At 35.3% G+C, this 15058-nt stretch carries 5 protein-coding genes; 3 read left to right on the top strand and 2 right to left on the bottom strand.

Annotation, left to right across the window (positions count from 1 at the left end; all coding sequences use genetic code 11):
- Window positions 1-667 precede the first annotated feature (667 nt).
- Window positions 668-2257 (top strand): peptide ligase PGM1-related protein, encoded by a 1590-nt coding sequence (locus F6K22_RS11425; protein WP_293097244.1) that lies wholly within the window; start codon window positions 668-670, stop codon window positions 2255-2257.
- A gap of 1 nt (window position 2258) precedes the next feature.
- On the opposite strand, the gene F6K22_RS11420 is transcribed toward F6K22_RS11425, so the two are convergent.
- Window positions 2259-2837 carry a hypothetical protein gene (locus tag F6K22_RS11420; RefSeq protein ID WP_293097241.1) on the bottom strand — a complete coding sequence of 193 codons (579 nt, stop codon included), beginning with the start codon at window positions 2835-2837 and terminating at the stop codon, window positions 2259-2261.
- A 772-nt stretch (window positions 2838-3609) separates the two neighbouring features.
- On the opposite strand from F6K22_RS11420, the gene F6K22_RS11415 reads away from it, so the two are divergent.
- Complete coding sequence (locus F6K22_RS11415) at window positions 3610-9066, top strand: trifunctional serine/threonine-protein kinase/ATP-binding protein/sensor histidine kinase (RefSeq protein ID WP_293097239.1); 5457 nt, start codon at window positions 3610-3612, stop codon at window positions 9064-9066.
- A gap of 111 nt (window positions 9067-9177) precedes the next feature.
- Window positions 9178-9474 (top strand): element excision factor XisI family protein, encoded by a 297-nt coding sequence (locus F6K22_RS11410; RefSeq protein ID WP_293097237.1) that lies wholly within the window; start codon window positions 9178-9180, stop codon window positions 9472-9474.
- 908 nt (window positions 9475-10382) lie between these two features.
- Here the strand turns inward: F6K22_RS11410 and F6K22_RS11405 are convergent.
- Window positions 10383-15058, bottom strand: a 4676-nt coding sequence (locus F6K22_RS11405) for an nSTAND1 domain-containing NTPase (protein WP_293097235.1), incomplete at its 5' end; no start/stop codon positions are given.

Genomic DNA, 15058 nt, shown 5'->3' with positions numbered 1-15058 from the left:
TCAATGGCTTAAGTGGTTTTATGGCTAAAGATGCAACGTATTATTTTAACTTACTCTACTTACCTATTATTACTTCTTTAGCACTTTTTTCAGTATAGTAGAATAGTTATATATAGTCATTATGAATAAGACTGAATCACTTTTTTAACTGAAACTCTTTCAAGGCAAGAAAACCTTGTCTCAATCTTAACTGGAATGACTATAGAACCTAATTGGTATCTTTTTCAAGATGAAGTTTTTTTAGTAAGAGTCAGAAGTAGAGCAGAAGTAAGTTTGGCAACATACCTTTGGTAAAAACTAAGATATCACAACCTTTTTATAGAGGTTTTGTGCTGAATTTTCGTAAATATTGAATAGGAGCAAATTAAATTTGATGGCTGATTTTTTCCTCACTCCTGATGATTACCGAATAATTAATAATTAATAGTTAATAATTAATAATTAATAGTTGAAGCGTCAATAATTAATTATTCATTCAACAATTAAGGTTTAAAGCCTCCCCTTTCAAGGGGATAAATCAAAAAAATTTCCAAGAGCGCCAATCAATTCCGTTTCAAGAAGGGGTAATTATTAATTATTAATTGTTCGCACGTTAATTGCTGAATTATACTTACCAATATAGATTTCAAATTAGTTCTATCAAACTCAATAATAATTAATAAAAATCATGACAAAATTAGACAGTGCTAATACAGAAAAAGCCTTACTCTTTAGGGAACTACAAACTCATTTGCGCGATCGCTGGCAAAATATAGATTTGTCTGACCAGGGTGACTCAGATATTTTGATTATCCCTTCTGTCACCCTAGACCAACGAGAGTTACTAAAAGTAGAGGGTGTTCACAATTATGAAGAACGACATCTATTTTCCTTAATACGTCTGCGTAACCCCCGCACCCGATTAATTTATGTTACTTCTGAACCCCTCCATCCCAGCATTATTGACTACTACTTGCAACTATTACCAGGAATTCCCTTTTCCCACGCTCGCGATCGCCTGCTTCTATTTGCTACTTATGATGCTTCTGCGAGACCTCTAACTGAGAAAATTTTAGAACGTCCCCGTCTCATAGAGCGTATTCGACAAGCGTTGCGTCGGGAAAAATCTTACATGGTTTGCTATAACTGTACCCCACTCGAACGAGAGTTGTCTTTGCAGTTGGGTATCCCTCTGTTAGGATCAGACCCAGATTTGAGTTATTGGGGTACTAAAAGTGGCAGTAGGCAGATATTTGCTGAATGTAATATTCCTCATCCTGATGGTAGTGAGTTAGTTTGGAATGTTGATGATTTGGCATTAGTAACAGTGCAGTTGTGGGAACGGCAACCTGACCTCCAACGAATAGTAATTAAGTTAAATGATGGTTTTTCAGGGGAAGGTAATGCGCTTTTAGATTTACAACCACTACAAAAAGTAGAGAATAGTGACAGGGTGAAAGCTATACTTAATAGTTTTACGGCACTACGGTTTCAGTCTGTTGATGAAACTTGGGAAAATTTTAGTAAGCGCATTTTTGAGTTAGGTGCAATAGCGGAAGCATTCATAGAGGGAGAGGTAAAGCGATCGCCCAGCGTGCAAGCTCGAATTACCCCCAAAGGTGAAGTTGAAATTATCTCTACCCATGACCAAATTTTGGGAGGACCTGATGGGCAAATTTTTCTCGGTTGTCGTTTTCCTGCTGATGAAACTTACCGATTAAATTTACAAGATTTAGGTATAAAAATAGGAAAAAGTTTAGCTGAAAAAGGTGCTTTAGATAAATTTGGAGTAGATTTTGTAGCTGTAGAACGGGGTACAAATGAATCGCCAAAATGGGATTTATTTGCGATTGAAATTAACTTGCGTCGGGGTGGTACAACTCATCCATTTATGACATTAAAGTTATTAACGAACGGAAGTTATGATTATGACACTGGTTTATTTTATAGTCAGCAGGAGCGGGCAAAATTTTACAAAGCTACCGATAATTTACAAAAAAGTCGTTATCGGGGTTTATTGCCTAATGATTTAATGGATATTATTGCTTTGAATCGATTACATTTTGATAGTGGTACTGAGACAGGAACGTTATTTCACATGATGGGTTGTTTATCACAATTTGGCAAATTAGGTTTAACAAGTATTGGTAATTCTCCCGAACAAGCGGAGGAAATTTATCAGACAGTTATTAATGCTTTAGACCAGGAAACAGAGGGAAATAATAATAGCTGGGGATTACCCCCAACTAATCCTATTTCTTGGCACGGTGGCATTTAATTTATGTAGTTGAAGCCTTGGTCTGATCTTTTTTTATATCTCGTCGTCCCCAAGGTTTCAAAAAAGAAATAATAAAGATAAAAATCAGGCTTAAAATTTGAATAGAACCACCAATAACTATTCCTTTAGTATCAAACATAAATAGAGGATTATTCAATGCTTGTAATCTTTCAGCATCAGAAATAGAAGTCATAGCATTAGTCCAAGGACCTAACCAAAACGAGCCGAAAGTAATCAATGTGACAGTCATAATCCACTTAATAATTACCCAGTAAAACTTAAAAAATCCCCAAACAGTGAACCAGCAAATTAACGCTCCAGTCAACAAACTTAAATTAGCTGCTGGAATAACTACCCAATCATCTAATAATTTGACAACTGAGTTAATTGCATAAAGTTCATCTCCGTTAGTAGTGTTAAGATTACTAATAACCATAATCACCATAGAGAGAGCAGTGCCAAACCAAGTTGCCCCAGAAATAACATGAGCAGATATCAGCCAACTTTTCTGATTTCCAATTAACCTAATTCCTGATTTGTGGCTTTTTTTGTCTTTAGCTAAAGCCGATTTATTAGTCATATTTTAGTTTCGGATACTCCCTTTTTATTTTATGTTTATTATATAGCAATTCCCATACTGGTGAGTTCAATAATTGATAATTGATAATTGCCTCTCCCTCAAAAGGATTGGATTGACGCGGAGCGTGAAAATTTTTTCTTGTTTCTCCTTTCTCCTTTAAAGGAGAGGCTTTAAACCTTAATTATTCGGTAAAAAATTATAGATTTTGGAAGACATAGGACAGAAAAAAAGTCGGCAATTGTACTTTACAAGGTTGAAAGAGGAAACTAGGGAAAATAATGATAGTTAAAGATTGCCTCTTACTAATTGTATTTCTGGGAATGGTTATTTCAGGATAAATATTTATAACATTAGTGACAAAACTGAGTTTTTCAAATAGCTTTCGATTTAAACTAGATTTATGTACATAAAAAATTCAAGTTGGGAGGTTGCCTATCTATTGTGTTATTGCTCAATTGCCATCATATAGATGGCTCACAAAGTCTCACTAACTATAACTAATTTTTAAACTAGGAGTTTGAGTCCATGAATAACATCACTCTAAAATCTAAAAAGTATCAGATTATTGACTCTGTAAATACAAGTTCTAAAACTCTGGTCGATCGCGATCGATATATTTAATGGTAGTTAGTTGTGTTAAAAGTTTTGAGGAGTAAATATCCCTGTTTTCATAAATTATTAAAGTTATGCAATTAATATTAAAACAGTATTTTTAGAGCCATTAATTATCCAGCCTGAAAACTTGAATTTAAAATATATCGGGAACATAACCATGAACGATAATCATACTTTAAACTTTCAAAATTATCAGACTATTGAATGTATTCATCAAGGAAAAAAATCTTTAGTTTATCGCGCTCAAAATATCTCAAACAACCAACCAGTTATCCTCAAATTATTACGAAGTGAATATCCCAGTTTTCATGAACTAATTCAATTTCGTCATCAATACACCATCACAAAGCATCTGAACTTACCAGGAGTTGTGCCACCACTTGCTCTGGAAAACTATCGCAATAGTTTAATCTTAGTTATGGCGGATGAAGGTTATATTTCTCTCAACAATTATACTCAAGATAATTCTTTGAGTTTAAGTCAATGTCTAACTATTGGAATTAAACTGGCTGAAATTTTAGCCGGACTCTATCACCATCGTATTATTCATAAAGATATTAAACCTGCAAATATTTTAATTCATCCTCAATCTTTAGAGATTCAAGTGATTGACTTTAGCATTGCTTCTTTACTTCCCAGGGAAACCCAAGTGCTGAAAAATCCCAATATTTTAGAAGGAACTCTAGCTTATATTTCTCCAGAACAAACTGGACGAATGAATCGAGGAATTGATTATCGAAGTGATTTTTATTCTTTCGGTGTGACTTTGTATGAATTATTAAGTGGAAAACTGCCGTTTGAAACTACGGACCCCATGGAATTAGTTCATTGTCATATTGCTAAGATGCCTACTTCTTTAAGTAAGAGAGAAAAAACTCCCGAAGTACTCTCTAATATTATCCTGAAATTAATGGCGAAAAATGCCGAAGAACGTTATCAGAGTGCTTGGGGAATTCACAAAGATTTAGAAATTTGTTTAGAACAATTAGAAAATACTGGGAAAATTGAATTATTTGAAATAGGAAAACGAGATATTTGTGACCATTTTATTATTCCCGAAAAACTCTATGGAAGACAACAACAAGTTGAACAATTATTAGATGCTTTTGAACGTGTTGCCTCTGACTCAGACAAAGCACGTTCAGAAATGATGTTAGTAGCGGGATATTCTGGAGTAGGAAAAACAGCGGTTGTCAATGAAGTTCATAAACCAATTGTCCGGCAAAGGGGTTACTTTATTCAGGGGAAATATGACCAGTTTCAACGTAATATTCCTTTCAGTGCTTTTGTCATCGCATTGAGGGATTTAATGGGGCAATTATTGAGTGAAAATGATGCTCAATTGCAACAATGGAAAGATAAAATATTAGAAGCAGTTGGGGTTCAGGGACAGGTAATTATTGAAGTAATTCCTGAACTGGAAAAAATTATTGGTCAACAACCTCCAGTTGCGGAATTATCAGGAACTGCGGCACAAAATCGGTTTTATTTACTATTTCAAAAATTCATCCAAGTTTTGACTACAAAAGACCATCCGTTAGTAATTTTTTTGGATGATTTACAATGGGCAGATTCGGCTTCATTGAATCTATTACAACTGTTAATGAGTGATGGTAATAGTGAATATTTATTGTTAATTGGAGCTTATCGAGATAATGAAGTAAGTCCAGCTCATCCGTTGATGTTAACCTTGGATGAGATTGAGAAAAATCAAGCCATTGTTAATAGGATGACATTAGCTCCATTGCGACAAAATGACTTAAATCAATTAGTGGCAGATACGTTACATTGTGGTTTACAACAAGCTTTACCTTTAACTCAAGCTGTTGCTAAAAAAACTGAAGGAAATCCCTTTTTTGCCACTCAATTTTTAAAGGCATTATATGAAGATAAATTGATTTATTTTAATCGCGAAGAAAAATTATGGGAATGCGATTTAGCACAGGTGAAACTGGCAGCAGTTAGTGAAAATGTGGTTGAGTTTGTTGGTAAAAGATTAAATAAATTAAATTATGCTACTCAGGATGTGCTGAAGTTCGCGGCTTGTATTGGCAACCAATTTGATTTAGAAACTTTGGCTATTGTCAGACAAACTTCTGATTTAGAAACCGCTACAGATTTATGGGTAGCATTGAAAGAAGGATTGATTTTACCCATTACAGAAGTTTATAAGTTTTATACGGCAGAAACAACAGAAATTAATCCACTTCAAGGCAGTCAAATTTCAGCTAGTTATAGATTTTTACATGACCGAATTCAACAAGCAGCTTATTCTCTGATTCCTGAAGACCAAAAGAAAGAGACACATTTCAAGATTGGTAAGTTGTTGTTGAATAACATACCTGAAGCGGAACGACAGGAAAGAATTTTTGAGATTGTCAATCAGTTGAATTATGGTATTAAATTAATTGCTGAACAACAAGAACGGGATGAATTAGCCGAACTGAATTTAATAGCTGGAAAAAAAGCAAAAAACTCTACAGCTTATCAAGCTGCTTGTAACTATGCGGAAATAGGCATCAATTTACTAGGCAACGAAGCTTGGCAGCGAAAGTATGACATCACTTTAAAGTTGCATGAACTTGCAGCAGAAGCTGCATCGCTTTGTGGTGAATTTCAACAAATGAATCAGTGGATAGAAGCAACAACTGATAATGCAAAAACCCTCTTAGAAAAAATAGGAGTTTATACGGTCAAAATTCAGACATTATGCAGCTTAATGCAGTTGTTAGAAGCAATTGCCCTTGGTCAATCTATTCTTAAAGAATTCGGAGTCGAGTTTCCTGAAAATCCTAGCGGAGATGACATTCAGCAATCTGTACAGGAGATTAACACTTTAATTGGAAATCGGTCTATTGAAGAGTTCTTTAATCTTCCAAAGATGACTGATGCGGAACAATTGGCTGTGATGCAGATGGCAGCAAGTATCTTTTCAGCTTGCTACATAACAGGTTCACCTTTATTTCCCTTCGTGGTTGCTTTACAGGTCAAGTTATCCATTCAGTATGGTAATAGTCCCTATTCAGCTTTTAGCTATGCTTGTTACAGTGTCCTCCTCAACAACTTTTTCCAGGAAATAACAGCAGGAACTGAGTTTGGTAAATTGGCTTATCGCCTCATATCTAAATCAAATGCACAAAAAATTCGCTCAGAAACTTGTACATTACTTGGATTATTTGTTTTTCATCGCCAGTCTCATTTACGGGAAACCTTACCCATTTTGCAAATGGGCTACCAGGCAGGACTAGAAACAGGTCAGTTGGAATATGCTGCATATAATGCAATCGGTTCTTATTTAAATAGTTACTGGTCTGGTTTACCTTTAGCTGGACTTGAATCCCAAGCTCATGCATTTTATCAACAACTGCTTGAACTTAACCGAATTAAAATGGCAAAAAATTGTTTAGTTTATTGGGAAAGTGTCATTTTTCTATTAGGTAATCCAGATAACATTGAACTTTCCTTTGACAATAGTGATGAAGAGAAGGCAATGGTGACTGAGGCGCTAGAGTTTAATGACCTGACCCAACCCTTTATCTTTTATATCCATAGAATGCTCTTAAGATTTTTAATGGGAGAAATCACTCAAGCAAATACAGATGTCATGCAAGCTAAACCCTATGTTATGGGTGCAGCAAGTGAAATTTGCGAAGCAGGTTTATATTTCTATGACTCTCTCATTGCTCTGGCGATGCTCTCTGAGTCACAAATTGAATGGGAAACACAACTGCAACGAGTTCAAGACAATCAAACTCAATTGCAATTTTGGGCAAAACACGCCCCCATGAATCATCAACATAAAGTTGACTTAGTAGCAGCAGAAAAACATCGAATTCTGGGCAATAAATTAGAAGCAATGGAACTCTACGATCTAGCCATTTCAGGTGCAAAAGAAAACGAATACATCCAAGAACAAGCACTCGCCAACGAATTAGCAGCCAAATTCTATCTCAACTTAGGACGAAAAAAAGTAGCTCAAACTTACATTATAGATGCCTACTATTGCTATTCCCATTGGGGAGCAAAAGCCAAAATCAAGGACTTAGAACAACGTTATCCTGAGTTATTAGCACCCATTTTAGAACAACAAAAAATTAGTCTCAACCCTTTCAAAACTATTGCCAGTTTAGGAAATACAGATAGTTACACTAAAACCACAATTAACAACAATACCACCGGAATTTCAGACGCACTGGACTTTACCAGCATCATCAAAGCATCCCAAGCATTATCCAGTCAAATTGAACTGAATCAATTAATTTGTCAGTTAATGCAAGTGATGATGGAAAATGCAGGCGCGACAAAAGGAGTATTAATCTTATCTGAAGCATCACAGTTAACAGTTAAAGCGATTTCCACTCATAATTCCCATGATGATGAAACAATTTATTGCACTGAAACATCTATTTCAGTTGAAAAAAGTTTAGCTGTTCCTCTGAGTGTAATTAACTTAGTCAAACGCAGTTTACAACCACTCAATCTTGATGAGGTTTCATCTCAACCTCAGTTCGCATCCGATGAGTATTTCATCCAACATCAACCCCAGAGTTTATTATGCTTGCCATTATGCAGTCGTGGAGAACTTTTAGGGATTCTATATTTAGAAAATAACTTAACAGCAGGAGCATTTACCCCAGAACGGATGGAAGTATTGAAACTGTTGTGTTCTCAAGCAGCAATTTCTTTAGAAAATGCACAACTCTATCAACAATCTCAAGATTATGCTCAACAATTAGAACAGTCTTTAAAAGAATTACAACTTGCGCAACTACAGTTAGTTCAGAGTGAAAAAATGTCAGCACTAGGGCAAATGATGTCTGGTATTACCCATGAGATTAATAATCCTTTAGGGTTTGTTGCTGGTAATATTACTCAAGTAGAGGAAGCATTACAAGAATTGTTGAATTATTTGAAACTCTATCACCAATATCATCCACCAGGGGAACAACTCAAAGCTTATGCTAAAGAAATTGAGCTAGAATATCTGTTGGAAGATTTACCTGAAATCCTCGCTTCCATGCAAACAGGAGTTAACCGTATCGCTGAAATTAGTAAGTCAATGCGCATTTTCTCCCGTGGCGATCGAGAACAAAAAGTAGCTTTTGACTTGCATGAGGGAATTGATAGCACTTTGTTAATTCTCAAACATCGCTTGAAAGGGAATAAATTTCGCCCGGAAATTGAGATTCTCAAAGACTATGGCAACTTGCCACAAATTCTGGGATTTCCGGGACAGTTAAACCAAGTGTTTATGAATATTCTGGCGAATGCAATTGATATGTTTGATGAGATGAGCGAAGCAAGTTCAATGACACAAATGAAGCAAAATCCCTATAGTATTATTTTAACAACAAATTTAGACCATGGAACTCAAATGGTCAAAATTAGTATTCAAGATAATGGCTGTGGAATGTCTGATGAGGTGAAAGCTAAGATATTTGAACATCTATTTACAACAAAAGCAGTAGGGAAAGGAACAGGTTTAGGACTATCTATTGCTCGTCAAATTGTGGTGGATAAACATGGTGGAAAGTTAAGTTGTCATTCACAACTAGGTAAAGGAACTGAATTTGTCATTGAAATTCCTATGAGGTATTATAGCGCTTTTCATTAACATAGTTTATTTTAATGATATTGTGAAAAAGTTCAATTTAAAACTAATTATTTTCTCTTTTTCGGAGTTAGATTTACAATGGATAATACCATAGATTTTTATAAGTAATGTGTGAAAAAAATTCTCTGTGAATATGAATATCTCAAGGATGAAGATTCACAAATTGAGCTAATTTTTGATGATCAAAGAATGCGTTATATGGTTTTGTGGGTAGGATGGTACAAATATAAGCGTATCCATCAATGTGTTGTACATATTGATGTTGTTGGGGATAGTATTGTTATTCAATGTAATGATACGGAAGAATCAATAGTAGAAAAATTTGTAGAGATGGGAATTTCTCAGGAGAATATTAGTTTGAATTTTATACATCCTCAACATCAAGGTTATTTGGAAATAGCTACTTAGGGTTTGCTGAAAAAGTCTCATGGTGATGATAGGGAACAGGGAACAGGAAACAGTTTAGACTATCTGCAAAGGCCAAATTTTCTGATAGTTAGGGGAAAATTTTAGCATTTTGAGACTACAAGAGCCAAAAACCAGGCAGTTTTTCCGAATCAAAAACCATCGAAGCTATATCTGGCATTGATTACAACTTTATTCAGCTAGCCCTACTTAATTTTATCCTTTGGAAAAAAGGCGATCGCCTCCTTTGAGTGAATTATTATTGCTCATCTAATTCATCCCAAGTTTGTAATTCTTGCCATTCTCTATGTTGCTGATAATTTTCTAACATTTTTTCGGCTTGCTTTGCTAAAAGTTATCGTCTTTTTTCTAATGGTAATTTAATTAAATAACGGGCATCTGTTTCATCTTTTTCTTGGAGGTAAGTTAAGAAATATAAGGCTATTTGTAGTCGTTCCGGGGAAAGATTTACTAACTTTTCTTTGGCTGTTTCAAGGATTGTGGGGTCTGTTTATTTTAATGAGATTTTTGCCTCTCTCATTTTTTATTCACGATTAGGATAATTTTATTTTACACAAATTCCACGATTTTCTAACTATTAAACTGTCATTGTGAGGGGAGTCGGGAAAGCAATGGTTTTAGTAAGTACATATAAGTTCCCCCCGTGGCAATCTCTATAATGTCATTGCGAGGGGGGTGGGGAAAGTAAGAGTTGTGGTGACTCCCCATACGCCCCCCCGTGGCAATCTCTAGCTAAAGAGATTGCTTCGACTAAGTTAATTGCTTTCCCAGAAACTTAACTGTTTTGCTCACCGTCTCGCAATGACAAGGTTGGTGTTGTCATTGCGAGGGGGGCGGGAAAAGCAAGAGTTTTGGTGACTCCCCATACGCCCCCCGTGGCAATCTCTGGTCTATTTGACTTCCTCTTGACACACTTTTAATTTTTCTTTTTCTTGGGGGCGAGTAGTTAAATATTCTTCCAACCAATCGCATCCTGTTGCTAATAGTTCGTTTAAGTTTTTATTCTGCCAAATTAGCACTTTGCTTTGACCTGTTGCTATGTATTTACCATCAGGGGAAAAGACAATATTACCTTGTTCTTCGGGAACTGTATATTTAGCAATTTGTTTCCCATTAATACCCCAGATACTTAATTCATTGGAATCACCTAAAACAGCAATTTGCTGACCATCTGGACTGAAAGCCATACTAAAAGGTATTTGTTGAAATTTTATCTGATTAATTAGGTTTCCAGAAAAATCCCAGAATTTGATTGAATAATCCATGCCCATCGTTGCTAATAGTTGACTATCTGGACTGAAATGAACATCTAAAATCCCAGCTTGGTTATTAATTTCAACAAGCTTCTTAGTCTTTATATTTCTAAAAGATAAATTTTTACTTCCTGCATCCCATGTTGCCAAGTATTGACTATCTGGGCTAAATTTTCCTCTATTTCCAAGGAAAAGAAACAAATTACTTATATCTAAGATTACTTTTTCTCTCAGAATAGTTTTTTCTTCAACTTTGTGATTACGATTTTGGAATTTAATTTTTATAGGAGTACCAGGTTCTCCTTTGAGCAACAGGTGAAAATCCCATATTTCTTGAAAATCATCTGGTTTCTTATCATCTATTTCTAGAATTATATCCCCACTTCTTAAACCTGCTTTATCCGCTGTAGAATTTTGCCAGACTTCTCGTATTTTTACTCCATATTCACGAAAAACAACTTCCTGTTTTTTTCCATCTAATAAAACAGCCAATATTGAAACTTCCTCTCCTTTTAGAGTGGATTTTTTGGCATTAATATCTAAGGGATTAAGCAAATTTCCAGAATCATCCCAAAGTTTACCTCTAGCTGATGTAACTGTAAGAATATATTCGCCGTTAGGACTAACTAAAACTCGACCAATCATTCGAGAAATGGAATTATGTTTAAATTGCTTGACTTTGTGAGTAGATAAATCCCACAAACGTATAGTTTTTTCAGGACTACGAGTAATTCCGATTGTAGCTATCTTGCTACCATCAAAATTAGAACTATAATTTGCATCAGTTAAAATCACCCCATTTATCTGATCTTGTCCGAAAAATCGAGTTTGCAATAGGCTTTCATTAGAACTAACATTTGTTTTTAATTGAGAAATTAAATTAGCCTCTAAATCAAATTTTTTGATGCCTTCTTTGGTAACAAGGATGATAAATTTACCATCAGGAGTCATACTAGCGAAAAGAGCTTTTTCAAAAAAATCACCAGAGGTGAAATAACTACTCGAAACCTCATTTTCTGTAAACTCACCATAGTTAATTCTGATTTTCCCCCTTTTTTGCCAATCCCAAATATCTACATAATAATGATGCTTGTCGATAACTACAATTTTTTGACCATCTGCACTATAATGCACATCAGTAAAGCCTGGTAGTTCGACTTGATGGCTTCCTTTATATCCATAGTTAGCAGGTAATTCTATAAAATCAGACTTGGTTTTATGACTTAATAATTTTATTCCATCTATCCCAGGAATAGCAATTATTTGACTATCCGGACTGTAGATTAATTTATTATCGTAATCAGCACCTATTGTAGATTGATCAATTAGTTTTCCTGATCGAGTTTCATAAAAATTGACTACTCTTTGACCAGGCAGTACAGCTCCTATTTGTTGACCATCAGGACTAAAAGTAAAATCTCCATAACCATAAGTATCACTACTTGGAAAAAAACCAAAATCTACTATTTTTCTCCCTGATAAATCCCAAAGTATAGCTCTCGAACCAGCAGTTTTTGTAGCTGAATTAATATCAACTCCTAAAGTTAATAGTCGCTTTCCATCAGGACTAATAGATATTTTCAATACTTCGTTAGTATTAGCTTGAAATTCTCTAATTTTTTCTGAAGTTTTTAAGTTCCAAACTTGAACGACACCAACAGCATTTCCTATGATAATTTCTTCACCATTGGGAGTAAACTCTAAACTATGTATGGTTCCACCACCATCAATTTTTAATTCTTTAATTTTCTTACCTGATAAATCAAAAAAATCTACCTCACCTTTCAGTTTTAATATCGCAGCAATATACTGACTATCTGGACTGAATTTAACTATTGGATATCCATTGATGAATTGTGGTGATTCTGCTATTTTTTTTCCAGAAAAATCCCAGATATAGAATTTACCTCCTCTTCCGACAGTAGTAGCAATATATTTGCCATTAGGACTAATTGCTAAATCAGTAATTACTTGCCTTTCAGGTAGCTCCCATTCAGTAACTTTCTCTCCTGTTAAATTCCAAATTATTACTCTACTATAGCCACCTCCCGCAGTAATACTAGATGAAACAATGTGCTTACCGTCAGGAGTAAAAAAAGCTTGCCTAATGCCTTCTGTAACACCTAAATTTTCAGTTTGAAACTGATTTTTTTCACGAATATTGCTAGTAATAGTCTGCAACGCCAACAAAGGTCGAGTAGTCGGATAATTCTCCAACTTTTCATCATCCTTAACCAATTGTTTCAACTTTTGCCCTGCATCCATCGCCGTCATTAAAGCACTAATTCCACCTTCCCCAGACTGAAATTGATTCAATGCTAAATTACTCAAACTATCTACTTCATTAATCAAACTTTGTCTTTCCGCACGTTGCCATTGCCATACCGCTCCCACAGCAAATAATGACACCATCACCAAACCACCAGTCAAACCACCAATAAGTTTTTGTCGCTCTCTTTCTCGTCTTTCCCTACTTTTATCAACATACTTTCTCTCTTTATCAGGAATTTTTTGCTCTGGTTTTTCCAACCAAATTTCTGCCTCCTTTAACAAACCTCCTTGCAACAAATACTGATCTTTCTTTTCCTTCTTTTCCTTTTCCCATTTACTCAAATTCTCCCTTAAATTTTCTTGCCAACGTCGAAATTCCCAATCTTGCTCTATCCAATTTTTTAACCGACTCCAAGCGGTAATTAAAACTTCGTGAATTAACTCTACAGAAGCTACATCTTTTTCCTTATTTGTCACCACCAAACGCTCGTCGGCAAATTTAATTACTAACTGCCAATTTTCCCTCCCAACATCTGCAAAAGTGGCAATTTTCCGAGTCGCAATCTGACGAACTTCCCCGGATTTTTCCTGACTTATAGGTTGTACTAATTGAGTAAAAATATATCGCGCCTGCTCTTTCTCCTCCTGACTTAACTGACAATAAATCTTTTCAGCATAATCCCCTAAAACTTGAGTCAAACCCCCAATTTCTTCATAACTTGCCAGAGAAATTACTCCATATTTTTGCTTTTTCCATAACTCCTCCAAAGCAAATTGCAGCATCGGTAAATGACCAGAATTTTGCCGATAATCTTGAATCATTCTCTTAATTAACTCATCAGCAAATTCCACCTCAAACTTTTCAGCAGGGAGAGCGATCGCCTCTCTTAATTCTTCATCATTCATAGGAGTAATTAACTTATCCCGTTCATCAAAAATCTTACCCAAATCTTCATCCAAAGCTTGAGACAAAAAATCTGCCCGTAAAGTTAAAACAACCTTCCAACTATCATCATAATTAACCGCATCAACCAAACCTTTTAAAAATGACCGACGTTTCTCCTCAGAACATAAAGTATAAAGTTCCTCAAATTGGTCGATTACCAACAAAATTTGACAACCTTTCTTTTCTTGCACAATGGCAGTTAAACATTTAGCTAACTCCCCAGAATTAGTCTCCAAATTTGCCACCAATTCCAAAAAAGCTAAATTATTCGCAGTTAAATTCGGTGAAATTTTCCCCAATTCCTCAGCCAAATTTTCCCAAGGATTCGGATGAGGAAAACCAGGACGAATTTTCACCACAAAACGGCGTAAAAATTCCGTTTCTTTAGCCAACCATTGAGGAATTAAACCAGCAGCAACCAAAGAAGATTTCCCACTACCCGAAGCACCAATCACAGCAACTAAATTTTGTCTTTCCACCTTTGACAATAAAGAATTAGTCAACACTTTCCTGCCAAAAAATATCTCCGTATCATTTTCAGTAAAAGCACTCAATCCTTTATAGGGAGTCTGAATCTTTCCTCCCAACTCCAACCAACGGGGAGGAATTTCCGCAGGATTTTGACATAAAACAGGCAACCAACTCACACAAGGAAAATCCTTTTCTAATATTTGTAACCTTTGCCGACTCTCCCGCAAAGAACTATATAAAGATAAACCTTGAGTATAATTTTCCAGAAAAAATTGGAGAAACTTCGGAGCAATAGCTACAGGTAAATTTTCCCGCATCACAATAATTTGCGGTAAATGTAAATCCTCACCTTCTGCCAATTGATAAGCCAAACCCAAACCATCACAACAATTAAAAATAGCCAATTTTAAACCAGACTTAACAGCTTGTAAAAGATGATTTTTTATCTCAGAAATAGTCAATACATCTTGAGCATTAATTTGAATCGTACCAATACTGCCATTATCTTTAGTTTTGCCATGACCAGCAAAAAACAAAATATCCCAAGATTCTTGCCACAAAGGTTCATCTAATTCGGAGCGTTCAGGTTCTATTAACCAACAAATTTCTGCATCAGGAATTAATA

It is taken from the genome of Okeania sp. SIO2F4 (assembly GCF_010672385.1).
GTDB lineage: Bacteria > Cyanobacteriota > Cyanobacteriia > Cyanobacteriales > Microcoleaceae > Trichodesmium.
Note: the sequence above shows the minus strand (reverse complement) of the source record. Positions and strands in the feature narration are given on the sequence as shown.

Coding starts and splice junctions, on each gene's coding strand:
- F6K22_RS11425 (WP_293097244.1), top strand. CDS start 668: ATGACAAAATTAGACAGTGCTAATACAGAAAAAGCCTTACTCTTTAGG.
- F6K22_RS11415 (WP_293097239.1), top strand. CDS start 3,610: ATGAACGATAATCATACTTTAAACTTTCAAAATTATCAGACTATTGAA.
- F6K22_RS11420 (WP_293097241.1), bottom strand. CDS start 2,837: ATGACTAATAAATCGGCTTTAGCTAAAGACAAAAAAAGCCACAAATCA.